Genomic DNA, 15,706 nt, shown 5'->3' with positions numbered 1-15,706 from the left:
AGGCTGAACCCCAATACTCGTTTTTCCCACTCATCTCCCTCACGTTGACCGCTTTTGCCGCTGCATAATTCCTGAGGCATAATCTTACGCCGTCATTACGCACACGTTCAGAGCCGTGGCCTGGAGATATTCAGGGGAACGCTGAAACGCGCGCAGTGGTTACATCGAAAAGTGATACCCCCTGGTTATCATGTCTCAAAACCGGACATTTATATGCTGACGCCAGTTAACTCTCTGCTTACTGCGAAGCGTACCTGTTACTTCTGAGATTATTCACTGTTACCTGGCTCAAAGTACGGAGTAATCAGCATATGAGGAATAGCGAGAGATGCGAGCGCAGCAAATAGCGATTTAATGTCTGCGTCACTAGAGGGGTACATGATACAGGTTGTCACGGCCGCCAGCAGAATTGCCGCTAAAAGCACCGGCCAGGTCGCATAAAGGTAACCTGTGTAATGAGCATAACCCAACTGAATTCGACGTAACCGGGTTTGCGGCAGGGCATGCAGAATTAAAAAACCCATGGAAAAGCCGACAAAAGGTGGAAGGATCAGCAAGGCCAGCGTTCCGGTAATGAGCCGCACATCGTGACGAATCAATCCGGTGATAACCAGGCTAAGGGTACAAAGTGCGCCCGCGTTAGCCATGAAAAACGTCACGGAACTGAGCAGTGAGGGTGTCAGTCCTGCCTGGTGAAGGATGATGTTGTATTCTCGCAGGTGGAAGAAGGCTGGGGTCGCTATCATGCTGACTCCTCTGGCAAGGCGCTCTGACATCCCTCCCTTTGGCGCATCCTCAAGGGCAAAATGCAGCGCAGATGCCAGCAAGAAACCGGGTAATGCCAGTGCCGGCGACCAGTGCCACCAGAACAGGCAAAGCAGGATGATCACGCCATAAGCCGCCAGGAATGGCAACTTACGCCCGCGTTTTACTATTGCCAGATCGCTGGCACCGTGTGCCATGCCAATCACACCTATTGCTACTATGGCAAACATTAACTGTACGCGCAGCGGACTGAAAGAGGCAGCCAGCGCTGCCCCCCACAGTCCTGTCCAGCTGGCAGTTTGCCGCAGACTCATACCCGCACAGCACCATCTGATGTGGAATGGCGCAGCGCTTTTTCAAGACTGGATGCAGCGTAAAAGGCGTAAAACACCTTGGCGATGATATCAAGAACCAGGAATGCCCATACGGACGCAGGGTCGGTGATGACTTTTAATCCTTCCGGACCGACAAGGAAAACGATAGGGTAGATAAACCAGACCACCGTCAGCAATGCGACGTTTTTGTTGTAAGCGACCGCCATCGCCCTGCCGCGCCCAGCGGCAATCGTACGCAGCGGTCCCCACAGGAGGTAAACCACGCCAAGAAACGCAGCACAGGACCAGAGATACCACACCCATTTTGCGGCGAACGTTGTCGCCAGTGCAGAGACCAGACCGGTAATAATCATCATCACATCCAGAATGATGATAGCCGTTAAAAAACCACCCATCTCACCCGGTTTACTCTGTTCATGAAAGGCGACCATAACCAGCCCCGCCAGTAATACAGGTGTAGTGACGGACCAGTCAGCATAGCGGGCGAGATAAACGATGCTGCCACTTTCGGTCGCCAGATTACCGAAACCAAATGCCATTGCCAGATAAGCGGTTGCCGCAATAAAAGGGACCGAGGCATGCATTAACGTATGATGCCGGAGGGGGAATATTTTTTTGCCTGAGGCATAAATCACCAATGACGCAAGTGCCATGACCGAAAACCCGATCAAAAATGCGGTTTGATCCATAATACTTTCTCCTTGCACAGACGCCCTCACAGGGCCGTTTGCGCTGCCATAAATTGAAATCTTTTTATATTCCGAATGAGAATATGCATAAAGTATATGACGTGCCGTTCAAATTGCTAATGATGCAACAGTGTGGACGGAAACTTCGGCGAAATACATTGAATAAGTGATTCTTTATTCGTCGAGTCCGGAGGGATAAATGTAAAAATCTGTTTCACTAACTTTCATTTTTAACAATTTGTATCCAATAAAAAAATGGGACCATTTTATTTTTTCTTTTAATATTATGTGGTTAAATTGTTTTCTTGGTCTTGAGGAATTTGAAGGTAATTAATATGAAAGAGAAAGAATTATATTATTCGCTAGAGAAAATAAAACACTGTACTAAGTTAAGGACAAGGTTTCCAAACAGGTCAATGGCGCTGTGTTAATTGGCAATTTGTATAATAACAGGTCGTTACTACGTCGCTGGCATGATTTCTAAAAGAATTCAGCTGGCTTAATATGGCGGTCGTGACCTACTCTCATTGAAAATACATCGCGATTTTAGTCATGTCCGCTCTTGACACAGAGCGGACATGAATTCAGTGCAATTTTGTCTGAGAGCAACCAGCGGGGTAGCTCTTAATGGAAATGTCTGCGTTTTCATTCACCCACTACGTCACCATAAATTATGGGGATATCGTTTCTGATTTGCCCGGAAAATGTTTTGGTGGAAAATTTCAAACGCGACAAAGCTCGTTGGCACTTACTTTCCATTCGTCAACCTGAGCGGGATGTTCAAAAGAGTAATAGACGCGAGCATCCTCAGGCAGAATATTACGCAGTGCCTGCATACAATTGGCCTCGCAGGGCCGCAATTCAATATAGGCAGCCGTGATGGGTATTACATCATCGGTGGAATAGCGCTCGATGCGGTCTATCGCGGCAACTAGCGCCGCCATTTCGCCATGTAGCCTGACCCAGTTATGGGTATAGATTCCTGGTGGCATGCTTACCTGCATCCGACTGTTTCCGAACGCATAACGAATATTCCCCCGAAGCCTGTACTCGACTACTGCACAGCAAGACTCAGGACCGAAACCAGGTTGTTCCACTCGTTTCTTTTTGTCCTTCAGCGTGCGCCTGACAATCGGATAACCGGAATTGAGAGAGTATTCAGTTTTTATAAGTTGCATCAGAGACCCTTATACTTAACCATTATTAATAAATTATATGGAGTTCCGGCGCGAAATTCCATATAAAAGGGCACTAAGGGGCTGAAAAAGTTAATGTTTGCTTAATTATAATTAGCGAGATTTAATCATCCTGCGTTTTCCTTCGGCTTTATCATCACGATACCTGCCGCTCCGCATCTATACTGGCCCACTTCATATCTGTCGTTCTGTCCAGCCAGTCCTTTATGGTTCGGGTCAGTGAGTATTCCGTCTGTAGTCATGACGGCTCAATCATCGGGTTTACCAGAGCCAGTGGAAATTTTGCAGAGATGCGCTTTGTCGATGCCATCCCGTGGGGGAGATACACATTACTCCTGCAACAGGCCAGTCATGATCAGGGCGTTAATCAACTTGATGTTGATGAACAGAATCATCAGGGGGTTGCCTTTAACAAAAAGAAAGGCTTTATTGAGACGGGCCGCTTTGAGCCTGATGGTCAGGGAAGGCGCTGTGCGTCATTGCAAAGGCAACGAGCGTGAATATCAGCCGCATTATCTGCTGCCACCAGCGCCTGCCATGCTTGCTGTGTGATCGAATAAAACAGACTGGGCGGCGCATTATCCACATCATGAATCTCTTTAAGAAATCGCAACCCGGTTTTTTCCAGCACGCGGATAGAGGCTTGATGATGGCTTCTTACCCGGGCTGATATCATATCCAACCCCAGTTCGCGAAAACCATACTCCAGCGCAAAGCGCGACAGCTCCGTAGCGTAGCCCTTACCCCATGCGCTGGTGGCAAACCGATAGCCAAGATTATGAATGGTTTCGTCACCGTGAATGCGAACGCTCAGCCCGCCGAAACCGATAAGGGTATCCGGTGCATCCTGGGTTGCTATCGCCCAGCTGTCATAGCCATAACGCTGGTACGATCGCAGTCTGTCGGCCAGCACCTTTTGCGCGTGAGCCAGGTCAGGATAAGGGCCTGCCGGGTTAAACGTATTGGTCGCGGGATCACCGTAAATCCTGAACAGATCCTTGTCATCGGAAGGGCGCATAGCTCTGAGCAATAAACGCGGGGTCTGAAGATGCACTATAAACCTCAGTGTAAGGCCATCTGAATGGCATATTATTAGCGCGTTTACCCGACGAGGAAAAGAGATGACGATTCAGCAATTGCGTATTGCCCGACCCGTTACGGATTTAGCCGAGAGCAGCGCAATGTACTGTTCGGGCCTGGGCCTGATGCCCATTGGGGAATTCACCGATCACGAGGGATTTAGTGGGGTGATGCTGGGCGATGAAACCCTTTCCTGGCATCTGGAATTTACCCACTGCCATCACCATCCCGTCAAACCGGCTTCAACAGCCGAGGATCTTCTGGTGCTGTATTTGCCCAGTGAAGCGGACTGGCAGCAACGCTGCCTCAGCCTGACCCGCGCAGGTTTTACGCGCGTAACATCGTTTAATCCCTACTGGGCGGAAAACGGCGCTACCTTCCAGGATAAAGACGGTTATCGTACGGTGCTTCAGCACGGCACCTGGCGATTGTAGTCCTCTTTTTCAGCCTCATCCCTTGAACCTGCCTGACGTCACAGGGGGCAAGTAGTGAGCGTGCGGTTAACGTGAACGACTGACGCAAAACCGCCAAATATGTCAGGCTGGCAAGGGCTTGGTGGCCGGGTAAACGCGTGGCATGATGAGGGACATCTTTCAGCGTAAGAGCCAACACGTGATCAATATTGCCTGCTTACATACCGCCGCCAGCAATATCGCCATTTTTGACGATGCTGCCCGTCAGCTTGAGCTGGGCCATCTGCAGCTCAGCCATCTGGTCATGCCGCACCTGCTGGCTGAAGCTGAAGCCAGCGGCGGCCTGACCGCAGGACTGCACGAGCGGCTGGTTGCTCTGTTACGGGATCTGCAACCGCACTTCGATGTCATTCTGATCACCTGCTCGACATTAGGGCCGGTTTCCGAAGCCTTTACCTCATCCCGACAACCCTGCGCTGTCTGGCGTACCGACGGCATGTTGGCAAAAGCCGTGCATCAGAGCGCAAAGAAAACGGTGGTGCTCTGTGCGGCAGAATCCACGCTTGGCGCAACGCGTGCGCTGTTCTGTACCGATGGGCAAACGCCGGACATCCGCCTGATTCCCGAAGCCTGGCAGCGCTTTAAAGCGGGAGATGGAGCGGGATATTTTCACTGCGTACGTACAGCGGTGGAACATGCCTGGCAGCAGGGCGCAGAGCGGGTGGTATTGGCACAGAGTTCGATGGCACCGGTTGCGCAGCAGTTTCCGCCTGAACGTCAGCCCCTGTCAGGTCCGCATCTGGCGCTGCTGCAGTGTCACCAGCAGGCTAACCGTTAAGGCCGCAACCGGGTTGCGGCCAGGGTCAGTTATTCGTCCTGCGTCAGCGTTCCTTTCGCGCCATGGGGTTCTGAGCGCAGATACTGCGGCGGTGCTTTGACATTGGCATTGAATTCGGCCGCGGCGTGCCATGGCCAGCGTGGGTTATACAACATGCCGCGCGCCAGGGCGACCAGGTCGGCTTCCTCCTGTTGCAAAATATCTTCAGCCTGCTGTGGCTCGGTAATTAAGCCTACCGCAATCACCGGAATGCCAATCTGCTGGCGGATGTCGCGTGCAAAAGGAACCTGGTAATTTGGCCCGACCTTAATCTGCTGTTGTTCCGACAATCCGCCGCTGGATACGTGGATGTAGGCACAGTTCAGGGATTCAAGCTGCTTAGAGAAGGCAATGGACTGGCCGACATCCCATCCGCCTTCTACCCAGTCGCTGGCCGAAATACGCACCCCAACCGGAATCTCTGCGGGTACGGCTTCACGTACCGCATGAAACACTTCCAGGGGATAACGCATTCTGTTTTCCAGCGAGCCGCCGTATTCATCACTTCGCTTGTTGGATAAGGGAGAGAGAAACTGGTGGAGCAGGTAGCCATGCGCGGCGTGAACTTCAATTAATTCTATTCCCAGACGAACCGCGCGTTTTGCCGTTGCGACAAAAGCATTTTTAACGCGCTCGAGATCGCTGGCCTGCATCTCTAGCGGAAGATGCTCGCCATCACTGAACGACAGGGCAGAAGGGGCCAGGGTTTGCCAGCCGCCATCCTGAGGCGCAATCTGTTCGCCACCTTCCCAGGGAACGGTGCAGGATGCTTTACGCCCGGCATGGCCGAGCTGAATGCCGATCGGCATATCTGAGTACTGACGAATATCCTGCAGAACCTCGCTCAGCGCCGTTTCTGTTTCATCGTCCCATAAGCCTAAATCGCCATAGGTGATCCGGCCGATGTCCTCAACGGCGGTAGCTTCAATAATCAACAAGCCTGCACCCGATAAGGCAAGATGGCCCAGATGAATACGATGCCAGGCGGTCGCACTGCCTTCATCAGCCGAATACTGACACATTGGCGCAATGACTATCCTGTTATCCAGGGTTAACTCACCCAGAGAGAAAGGGGAAAAGAGCTTGCTCATAAAAACCTCATTGTCGGCGCAGGGGGAAAGTGTGTTGAAAACTATAGTGGCTGATGAGCAAACGCGTACTTCTGGCAGAGTAACAATTTATTGAACAGCCTTATTTAGTTACAGCATACATAAGAAACATGAAGATCAGGCAGAATATGTAAAGCGATCACGGCCTGAAAAAAATGAGATAACGTTGCGTAAGCAGGGGAAAACGGGAACCCCTGCTGTTATTGCCGAAGATAACAGCAGGGTTCAGGGTGGCTAATAACGCATTGCGAAGAGTGATCGGTCACAATCAAGCTCTCTGCAACGCCTTCTCGTCAAGCGCATACAGCGTCGCGGTGGCTTCCAGAATATGCTGCTGATCGTTACCCGGTTTATGGGAATCAACGTGGGTAATGTGATAGCCCACAGCACCGGCCTCCGTTGCTTTGCGCAGCAGGGCATCCGTGATTTCTTCCATCGATGTCGCCCAGGTGACGGTTGTCACGCCCATCGGCTTGATGGCATTTTTTTCATCCTGAGACAAACCTGTACGGATAAACACAGGGCTAACGGTCTGAGGAGAGAAGATAGACAAAATATCCTGAACAAGTGCTTTCATTTTCGTGCTCCTGAATATCTGAAATAACGGCATCACGCGCCTGTTGAGCGCCATCGATTTTTTAATTCATTCGCCATGAGTTCGATTAACGCGGTCATGTTAAGGACTGTCGGCAAAAGTTATAAAATACCTTTTCCGGTTAACGAATTTGGCTTTTCTTGCTAATCAGATGCTTATGAAAGCTTCAGCCACACTTGAGCTGAAATATGGAAGGTTTTTTGTGTCTGCTTACAGGTTGTGAAATCTGGATACAAAATGCCAACACGAACTTAACAATCAAGCCGGCAAGAACAGCAAAGTGGGATAAAAGGGCGCGCGGCGTCGGGCTGACAGACGTTTACATTAATTGAAAAAATTGAAATCAGCCGCATTGTTCGGGTAACAGATTGATAAGTAACATGCTTACCCGTGATGAAATTTGCCTTAGGGAATTCTCTCGTCCATCGGCACAGGATTTTCATAAAACTGTCACAACGCATCCCAATACTGCACAGCCACGGAGTAACAAAAAGACATCTTTCGACATCCTTTGAAACCTGTTTCTTTGTTCAGGCGGTCGCTGTCATCATTATGGAGAGTTTTATGCCACGTCAACCTCGTATTCACCCTTCCTCTACTGTGTTTTCCCTGCGTCAACTTCCTCTGTGCCTGCTGGCTCTGGGCGGTCTGACCCTCAGTGCCTCTGCGTTTGCCGACGCCATCAAAGCGAAAAACGTCATTGTCATGATTAACGATGGTGCAGGCTGGGGAACATGGGATGCCACCGCATACTGGCAGTACGGTGGGCGCGATAAAACGCCTTATGCTGCATTCCCGGTAAAGTATGCCATGACAACCTATCCACTCAACGCCTCGAAAAAAGCCACACACAGCAATGAATCCCTTGTTAATTATGACCCGCAGAAAGCCTGGGACACGACAAAAACCGAGAGCAAAGAACTGCCCTTTAAGGGTTACGAATATCTGGCCATCAATCCTACTGACAGTGCGGCGGCGGGCACCGCGCTGGCATCCGGGGTAAAAACCTATAACAATGCCATCAACGTCGATAACATGGGTAAACCGGTCGACTTCATTACTCTGACAGCCAGGGCACAGGGGAAGGCGACGGGCGTCGTCACCAGTGTGCCGTTCTCGCACGCCACGCCAGCGGCCTTTGGTGCGCAGAATGCTTCCCGTAATGATTATCACGCGATCGCCAGACAAATGCTCACCGCCGGTAAGCTCGACGTGATTATGGGAACCGGACTGCCGGGCTTCAACGTGAATGGAACGGATTGTCAGCATCTGGCGAAAAATGAGTCCACCGCCGGCTGTGGCAAAGATGCGAACCTTTATCTGGCGCAAACCGAATGGGATTTACTCCGCGCGGGTAAGCTGGCGCCAGCGGGCGGTCAGCCGTGGAAAATTGTGCGCAGCACGGAGGCGTTTACCCAGTTGGCTAACGGCTCGCTGAACTATGATGGCCCGCTGCTGGGATCGCCCAACGTCGCCCCCAACGGAACGTTACAGCAGGGCCGGCAGGGTGAATTTGTTGGTAAAGATGCGGCGAATCCATCAGGCGATGCATTTATTACCACGGTGCCAACGCTGAACCTGATGACCCGTGGCGCGATTCAGCATCTGAGCAAAAATCCGAACGGCTTCTTTATGATGGTCGAAGGTGGGGCAACCGACTGGTCTGCCCATACCAGCAATGCCTGCAGTGGTAAAGGAGACTGGGGCAACACGTATAACCCCAACTGTGTGGGCGTTGAATACGGCCGTCTGATTGAAGAAAGCGCCGATTTTAATCACGCCGTGGCCTCTGTCATTGAATGGGTCGAGAAAAACAGCAACTGGAACGAGACCTTGCTGATTGTTACCACGGATCATGATAACGGCATGCCGATGGGGCCGGATGCGCAGACTCGCGCATTTGAACCCGTCATCAATAACGGCAAAGGCGCCATGCCAGGCGTGTCTTTCCGTCCCACCGGCAATCACGCTAACGCGTTGGTTCCGCTGTGGGCAAAAGGTGTGGGCGCTGAAGCCTTCGCCGAACGCGTGCGCGGTAACGACGCGGGCTATGCCAAATATGTCGGTTACAATCAGGGTGATTACATTGATAATACCGACGTTTTCACCGTCGTAAAGGCCGCGCTGGAGGGAAAGGCCGTTGAAAAAATTATGCCCGGGCAGGCCAGTAAATCCTGACGTGACAATGTCACAATAAAGAGGGCGCGTGATGCCTTCCTGACCGCATCAGGTACTCGGTGCCGGTGAATATTCGCTCACCGGCACCTCTGTGTTATCTCCGTCACCCGCACAACACGTCAATGCCTTCACTTTTTTTTCCGCCGTCAGCAATATTCTGCTGGCTCATTCGTCTACCTCATCACAAACGTGTGTTTATCACTGATGAGGTCATTCTGATATGAGAGATTTTGATCACCCTTCGTTCCGCCATGCCCGTGCCAGGGGCAGAAACCGACTGGCGAAGCCGTTGATAGTGGGCGCCGTTTTTATTGTCGCACTATGTCTGCTGGTCATGTCACTGTGGAATGCCTTGCTGCCCGCGCTTATCGGGGTTAAAACGATCGGTTTCTGGCAGGCCGCAGGGTTGTTGCTACTGTGCCGGATTCTGTTTGGCGGCTTGGGTATCAGGCCGGGAATGTTTGGCCATGCCCGGCGTCGTATGCATGAACGCTGGATGCAGATGACACCGGAACAACGAGACGCATTTATGAAGCAACGTCGGGAAGGTTTTGGCCATCGGGGGCAACACTGCCGTGATAAACGCCGGGACGAACAGCCTCCGTCGTCAGATGACAACCATGCTGCCCGGACTGAGTAGACGATGAAGGCCAGCGCATCGCAAGCCTCATCGTGGGTCAAAGCGCTTACGCTCTGCAGAACGAAACTCCAGCGATTTATTCGTGCCCGTACCCCAGCACGGGAGGAGGCTGAAGATATTTTGCAGGAAATTACCTGTCAGCTGATCGGCGTGGAACAGCCGGTTGAGAATATCTCCGCCTGGCTGTTTCGGGCGGCACGCAATGAAATGACGGATCGGGCGCGTAAGAAGCGGGAGTTGCCACTTGCCAGCTACATGAAAAACGACGAGGAGGATGGGGTTGAAAGCGAACTGGCTGAAACCCTGTTTGGCATTCCGCAAACCCCTGAAGATGATTACCTCAGAGCGCTACTCTGGGAGGCGCTGGAGGCGGCGCTAGCCGAACTTCCGCCCGCGCAGTATGAGGTGTTTGACCAAACGGAGCTGCAGGGAATCAGCTATAAAGCGCTGTCAGAATTAACCGGCGTCAGTGTTCAGACCTTGCTGTCGCGCAAGCATAAAGCCGTACTGTATCTGCGCATGCGCTTGCGGACGGTCTACGACGATCTGGTTAGTGAAGATTGAAAAAAGGCGGCCATGACGGGCCGCCAATATTCGCATTATCACCTTGAAAGGGGACGGATGACGCAATCAGCCCTTCACGCCGCCGGCGGTCAGTCCGTTAACCAGCCAGCGTTGCGCCAGCAGGAACACCAGGGTAATAGGAATGGCAGAGAGAACGGCGGCTGCGGCAAAATCGCCCCACAGATAGTTTTGCGGATTAAGATATTGCTGCATGCCCACGGCTAGCGTGTAACTGTTGACGTCACGCAGCAGCAGTGAGGCCACCGGGACTTCCGTTACTGCAGCGATAAACGCCAAAATAAACACCACGGCTAAAATGGGCACCGATAACGGGAGTAAAACCAGCCGGAAAGCCTGCCAGGGCGTTGCACCATCCAGCGCCGCCGCTTCCTCCAGCGAGCTATCAATCGTTTCGAAATAGCCTTTTATCGTCCAGACATGCAGCGCGATGCCGCCAAGATAGGCGAAGATCACGCCGCCATGGGTATTTAAACCAACAAACGGCAGATATTGCCCGAGACGGTCGAACAGGGCATAAAGTGCAACCAGCGACAGCACCGCCGGGAACATCTGAAAAATCAGCATCCCTTTTAACAGGCTCTCACGCCCTTTAAAGCGCATCCGGGCAAAGGCATAGGCGCAGGTGGTGGACAGCGCCACAATGCCCATTGCGCTGATAGCCGCGATCTTGACCGAGTTCCACAGCCACAGCAAAACAGGAAAGGGCGGCGGCGTGACTGAGCCGTCAGCATGCTGAACGCTGAAGCCCAGCGCCAGCCGCCAGTGTTCCCAGGAGATATGTTCCGGAATGATACTGCCGGTGGCAAAATTTCCCGCGCGCAGCGAAATCGCCACCACCATCAGTAAGGGAAACAGTATTGCCGCAATAAACGCCAGCAGCAGCAGATGCGTCATAAACAGACGTAACTTCTGCGATTTGGGTTGTACCATCGCCATCATGACTCCTTAGTCGAATTTCATCCGCACGGCTTTCAGATTGATCACCGCCAGTGCGCCAACCAGCAGGAAAATCAGCGTAGCGATAGCCGCTGCCAGACCAAAGTCCTGCCCGCCACCGCCTTCAAAAGCAATACGCCAGGTGTAGTTCACCAGCAGGTCGGTGTAACCCGCAGGCGTGGTCGTGCCGAGCCTGTCGGGTGCACCATTCGTCAGTAGCTGCACCAGCACAAAGTTATTAAAATTGAAGGCAAAACTGGCAATCATCAGCGGCGTCAGCGGTTTTAACAGCAGCGGTACCGTAATCAGGAAAAAGTTTTGTAGCGGCCCGGCACCGTCCATCGCAGAGGCTTCGTACAAATCCTCGGGAATCGCTTTCAGCAGCCCCATGCACAAAATCATCATGTAGGGATAACCCAGCCAGGTATTCACGATGATCAGCATGGCACGCGCCAGCGTAGGATCGCTGAACCACGCCGGTTTACTGCCAAACAGGGCGTTGAGCATGACGTTGATTTCGCCAAAGCTCTGGTTGAATAATCCCTTGAAGATCAAGATGGAGATAAAGGCGGGCACGGCATAAGGCAGGATCAGCATTACCCGGTAAACGGCTTTGCCTTTTAACGCCTCCCACTGCACCAGGCAGGCCAGCACCATGCCCACCGCCACCGTTAACACCACGGTCAGCAAAGAGAAAATCATCGTCCAGCCAAAGATGGCCAGGAACGGCTTTTGAATCCCCTCGTCGGTGAACACGCGAATAAAGTTCTGCCAGCCCGCGCCCACGGTAAATCCGGGACTCAGACGTTCTTCTCCCCACTGGCCCTTTGCGTCAATCACCTGATAAAAGCCGGTATCCGGATTGGCGCGATAGCTCACGCCGCTTTGCTGGTTTCTTAACGTCTGATGATCCGTTACCACATAGAGCGGGCGCGTCCCAGAAAACTGACGCAAGGAACTCATGACCAGTTCACGTCCGTCAGGCAGCACGGCGCGGAGTTTTGCCAGTGCCTGGCGATGTGTGGTGATGACGCGTAAGTTTGCCCGTTCTCCCTCTGGAGCAGGTGCGCTCACCATCTTTAATGGGCCCGCAGTGTCGAAGGAGAAGAGCGGTGACACCCAGGTCTGACTGTTCGATCCCTCGCTAAGCACCAGCCGCCAGCGATCGCCTTCGGGAAGCAGGCTGAAATTCAGGCCTGCACCGTCCTGATATTGTCTGCTGAGTAAAACCTGCTGCGCCCGCTCCTGGGTCAACTGATTGGTGCTGCTGTAGTTGGTAAAGGCAATGCCCACGGTACAGGCCAGAGGGAACAAGACAAATAACATCATGCCGGCCATGCCGGGATAAACATAACGCCAGGCGTAGGCCCTGCGATTGGCATAAATCCCGATGCCCAGCCCGCTTATGACCAGCGCCAGCAGGGCAAACAGGTATTCCCCCTGAGCATACATCAGCACCAGTAAATAACCGACCAGCAAACAACAGATGCCCACCAGTGCGCCTTTAAACAGAGAACGATGCCGTCCCGTTTGCGGTTTTTCTGACATTACCCGATTTCCTTAACGGCAGGTTGCAGGCCAGCAAACTGGCCTGCGCTGAATGATTTACTTGCTTATACGTGACTGCGCATCCTTGAGCGCGGCATCAACGGACTGACGGCCGCTCAGCGCGTTAAGGGTGGCGGTGCGCATGGCGTACCAGAACGCGGCCATCTGTGGGATGTTGGGCATAATGTCACCGCGTTGTGCATTGTTCATGGTGGCGGCAATACGCGAGTCTTTCTCCAACTTTTGCTGGAAGGACTTCAGCGCCACCGCACCCAGCGGTTTATCTTTGTTCACGGCCTCAAGCCCGGCATCCGTTAACAGATAGTTTTCCAGAAACTCTTTAGCCAGCTCTTTGTTCGGGCTGGCCGCATTGATCCCGGCGCTGAGTACGCCAACAAAAGGTTTGGTGGGCTTGCCGTTTAACGTCGGCAGCGGCGCGACGCCGTAGTGAATACCGCTCTTATCGATATTGCTCCAGGCCCAGGGGCCGTTAATGGTCATCGCCGTCTGGCCTTTATTAAAAGCGGCTTCGGCAATGGAGTAATCCGTATCGGCATTCAGGACCTTGGCTTTGACCTGATCGACCAGGAACTGCATGCCGGCTTTGGCTCCGGCATTATCAACGCCGGTGTTTTTGACATCATAGTGTCCGTCCGTCAACTGATAGGCATAAGCGCCGCCGGCTGCCAGCAGCGGCCAGGTAAAGTAGGGCTCCTGCAGATTAAACATGATGGCGCTTTTGCCTTTCTCGCGCAGCGACTTATCCAGGGCGGCCATCTCTTCCCACGTTTTCGGCGGCGTGGGTAGCAGGTCTTTGTTGTAGATTAGCGACAGCGACTCAACTGATACCGGATAGCCAATGAGCTTGCCGTCGAAGCGCACGGCGTCCCAGGTGAAAGGAAAGATTTTTTGCTGGAAACTGCTGTCCGGTGACACCTCGGCTAACAGGCCGGACTGGGCGTAACCGCCAAAACGGTCGTGCGCCCAGAAGATAATGTCCGGACCGTCACCGGTCGCGGCCACCTGCGAGTATTTTTCTTCCATTTTATCCGGGTGCTCGACCGTAACGTGAATACCGGTTTCCTGTTCAAACTTTTTACCCACCTCGGCCAGACCGTTATAGCCTTTGTCACCGTTGATCCAGATAACCAGTTTTCCTTCTTCAATCTTTGCGACTGCGGAAGCGGAGAACAGCACCGCCGAGAGGGCTGACAGAGCCAAAATTTTTGCGCCAGTTTTCATCTTTAACACTCCATCCTGTTAGCGGAAACGAACATGTTGCTTGCCGCACATTCTGCGTGTTCTTACCGGCTTCTCATCCTCCTGGCCTCTACGCCTGCCGCCGTCGAGGTGTGATCGCTGTTACAAAGTGACAGGATTATCACGGTCTGGCTCACACTAAGGTGGGTGCCAGACTGCGTTACCGATCACAAAAATCAGTGCAGCGCGCGACCGCTCTCGTGTGCTGATGTTTTCTCCTCCTCCCGTCTCCTCCCCCAGATAAAGCGCGTCGGTGGAGGATGTGGCGACGCGTCACGCTACGCATAGTGAACGCCAGAATTTGTCCGCTGACGTGCGGGCCGCATTAGCGAGTGGAGAGGAAAGTACTATGGCGAGCGTCGTGTTACGCAATGTCACCAAAGCCTGGGGCGACACGGTCGTGTCGAACGATATCAATCTGGAGATTGGTGAAGGCGAGTTTGTCGTATTTGTCGGGCCTTCTGGATGCGGTAAATCAACGCTGCTGCGGATGATTGCTGGCCTGGAGACGATTACCCGCGGTGAATTGTTGATTGGCGATAAACGGATGAATGAGGTGCCGCCTGCCGAACGCGGCATTGGCATGGTATTTCAGTCTTACGCGCTGTATCCCCATCTCTCGGTGGCAGAAAACATGTCTTTTGGCCTGAAGCTGGCCGGCGTTAAAAAAGCGGAAAGAGAGCAGCGCGTAACCCAGGTTGCTGAGGTGCTGCAGCTGGCGCATCTGCTTGATCGCCGCCCAAAGGCGCTCTCTGGCGGACAGCGCCAGCGCGTTGCCATCGGCCGCACGCTGGTCGCCGAACCCCGAGTCTTCCTGCTGGATGAACCCCTTTCTAATCTCGATGCCGCACTGCGGGTGCAGATGCGCATCGAGATCTCCCGCCTGCATAAGCGACTCAGGCGCACCATGATCTACGTAACCCACGACCAGATCGAAGCCATGACCCTGGCCGATAAAATTGTGGTACTGGACGCCGGTCGTGTGGCGCAGGTTGGGCGGCCACTGGAGCTCTATCACTATCCGGCAAACCGCTTTGTTGCAGGCTTTATTGGTTCGCCAAAAATGAACTTCCTCCCCGTTAAGGTCACCGCCACCGCGATTGAACAGGTGCAGGTGCGCCTGCCCAATAATCAGCTGGTCTGGCTACCGGTAGACAGCGCCAACGTGCAGGTCGGCAGCAATATGTCGTTGGGTATCCGGCCGGAACATCTGCTGTCCAGTGATATCGCTGACGTCACCCTTGAGGGGGAAGTGCAGGTCGTTGAGCAACTGGGACACGAAACTCAAATTCACATCCAAATCCCCGCCATCCGTCAAAACCTGGTGTACCGCCAGGAGGACGTGGTGTTGGTAAAAGAGGGCGCCATGATGGGCATTGGCTTGCCACCCGAGCGTTGTCATCTGTTCCGAGAGGACGGAAGCGCGTGTCGCAGGCTGCATCAGGAGCCCGGCGTTTAATCCAGCAAAACAATAAAAGCAATGACCTCAGGAGATAGAAA

Annotated in this window: 15 protein-coding genes; 6 read left to right on the top strand and 9 right to left on the bottom strand. The window is 53.1% G+C overall.

Translation table 11 applies throughout. The features are described 5' to 3' along the window. Positions 1 to 269: 269 nt before the first annotated feature. The 4 genes from PAGR_RS11295 to PAGR_RS11280 all read right to left on the bottom strand — a co-directional run bounded on the left by PAGR_RS11295 (position 270) and on the right by PAGR_RS11280 (position 4,039). On the bottom strand, positions 270 to 1,079 hold the full coding sequence (locus PAGR_RS11295; protein WP_013025775.1) for a Brp/Blh family beta-carotene 15,15'-dioxygenase: 810 nt from the start codon (positions 1,077 to 1,079) through the stop codon (positions 270 to 272). Then, a complete protein-coding gene (locus PAGR_RS11290; RefSeq protein ID WP_014593707.1) occupies positions 1,076 to 1,789 on the bottom strand; it encodes a bacteriorhodopsin in 714 nt (237 codons plus the stop codon). The genes PAGR_RS11295 and PAGR_RS11290 overlap by 4 nt, the downstream gene beginning before the upstream one ends. Positions 1,790 to 2,511: 722 nt before the next feature. Further along, positions 2,512 to 2,967: a hypothetical protein gene (locus PAGR_RS11285; RefSeq protein WP_014605843.1), complete on the bottom strand. Its 456-nt coding sequence runs from the start codon at positions 2,965 to 2,967 to the stop codon at positions 2,512 to 2,514. A 475-nt stretch (positions 2,968 to 3,442) separates the two neighbouring features. Next, positions 3,443 to 4,039, bottom strand: a complete 597-nt coding sequence (locus PAGR_RS11280; RefSeq protein WP_014605842.1) for a GNAT family N-acetyltransferase — start codon at positions 4,037 to 4,039, stop codon at positions 3,443 to 3,445. 67 nt (positions 4,040 to 4,106) lie between these two features. On the opposite strand from PAGR_RS11280, the gene PAGR_RS11275 reads away from it, so the two are divergent. Beyond that, on the top strand, positions 4,107 to 4,499 hold the full coding sequence (locus PAGR_RS11275) for a VOC family protein (RefSeq protein WP_014605841.1): 393 nt from the start codon (positions 4,107 to 4,109) through the stop codon (positions 4,497 to 4,499). 142 nt (positions 4,500 to 4,641) lie between these two features. Then, a complete protein-coding gene (locus PAGR_RS11270; RefSeq protein ID WP_014605840.1) occupies positions 4,642 to 5,316 on the top strand; it encodes a hypothetical protein in 675 nt (224 codons plus the stop codon). A 29-nt stretch (positions 5,317 to 5,345) separates the two neighbouring features. Here the strand turns inward: PAGR_RS11270 and PAGR_RS11265 are convergent, their stop codons facing one another. Both PAGR_RS11265 and PAGR_RS11260 read right to left on the bottom strand, forming a co-directional pair. Next, positions 5,346 to 6,446: an NADH:flavin oxidoreductase/NADH oxidase gene (locus tag PAGR_RS11265; protein ID WP_014605839.1), complete on the bottom strand. Its 1,101-nt coding sequence runs from the start codon at positions 6,444 to 6,446 to the stop codon at positions 5,346 to 5,348. Positions 6,447 to 6,732: 286 nt separating this feature from the next. Beyond that, on the bottom strand, positions 6,733 to 7,041 hold the full coding sequence (locus tag PAGR_RS11260; protein WP_013025782.1) for a YdgH/BhsA/McbA family protein: 309 nt from the start codon (positions 7,039 to 7,041) through the stop codon (positions 6,733 to 6,735). Positions 7,042 to 7,623: 582 nt separating this feature from the next. Between PAGR_RS11260 and PAGR_RS11255 the strand changes: the two genes are divergently transcribed. The 3 genes from PAGR_RS11255 to PAGR_RS11245 all read left to right on the top strand — a co-directional run bounded on the left by PAGR_RS11255 (position 7,624) and on the right by PAGR_RS11245 (position 10,441). Continuing rightward, on the top strand, positions 7,624 to 9,237 hold the full coding sequence (locus PAGR_RS11255; protein WP_014605838.1) for an alkaline phosphatase: 1,614 nt from the start codon (positions 7,624 to 7,626) through the stop codon (positions 9,235 to 9,237). Between the two features lie 220 nt (positions 9,238 to 9,457). After that, positions 9,458 to 9,877: a hypothetical protein gene (locus PAGR_RS11250; protein ID WP_014605837.1), complete on the top strand. Its 420-nt coding sequence runs from the start codon at positions 9,458 to 9,460 to the stop codon at positions 9,875 to 9,877. A gap of 3 nt (positions 9,878 to 9,880) precedes the next feature. After that, on the top strand, positions 9,881 to 10,441 hold the full coding sequence (locus PAGR_RS11245) for an RNA polymerase sigma factor (RefSeq protein ID WP_014605836.1): 561 nt from the start codon (positions 9,881 to 9,883) through the stop codon (positions 10,439 to 10,441). 66 nt (positions 10,442 to 10,507) lie between these two features. Here the strand turns inward: PAGR_RS11245 and malG are convergent, their stop codons facing one another. From malG to malE, 3 genes are read right to left on the bottom strand one after another with little or no spacing between them, the layout of a single operon-like run. After that, positions 10,508 to 11,398 (bottom strand): maltose ABC transporter permease MalG, encoded by an 891-nt coding sequence (malG, locus tag PAGR_RS11240; protein WP_014605835.1) that lies wholly within the window; start codon positions 11,396 to 11,398, stop codon positions 10,508 to 10,510. 9 nt (positions 11,399 to 11,407) lie between these two features. Then, on the bottom strand, positions 11,408 to 12,946 hold the full coding sequence (malF, locus tag PAGR_RS11235; protein ID WP_014605834.1) for a maltose ABC transporter permease MalF: 1,539 nt from the start codon (positions 12,944 to 12,946) through the stop codon (positions 11,408 to 11,410). A gap of 57 nt (positions 12,947 to 13,003) precedes the next feature. After that, a complete protein-coding gene (malE, locus tag PAGR_RS11230; protein WP_014605833.1) occupies positions 13,004 to 14,188 on the bottom strand; it encodes a maltose/maltodextrin ABC transporter substrate-binding protein MalE in 1,185 nt (394 codons plus the stop codon). A 367-nt stretch (positions 14,189 to 14,555) separates the two neighbouring features. Between malE and malK the strand changes: the two genes are divergently transcribed. Then, complete coding sequence (gene malK / locus PAGR_RS11225; protein WP_014593717.1) at positions 14,556 to 15,665, top strand: maltose/maltodextrin ABC transporter ATP-binding protein MalK; 1,110 nt, start codon at positions 14,556 to 14,558, stop codon at positions 15,663 to 15,665. Positions 15,666 to 15,706 lie beyond the last annotated feature (41 nt).

The sequence above is a fragment of the Pantoea ananatis PA13 genome (assembly GCF_000233595.1).
GTDB lineage: Bacteria > Pseudomonadota > Gammaproteobacteria > Enterobacterales > Enterobacteriaceae > Pantoea > Pantoea ananatis.
The sequence above is the reverse complement of the archived record's forward strand: the minus strand, read 5'-3'. Positions and strand labels throughout refer to the sequence as shown.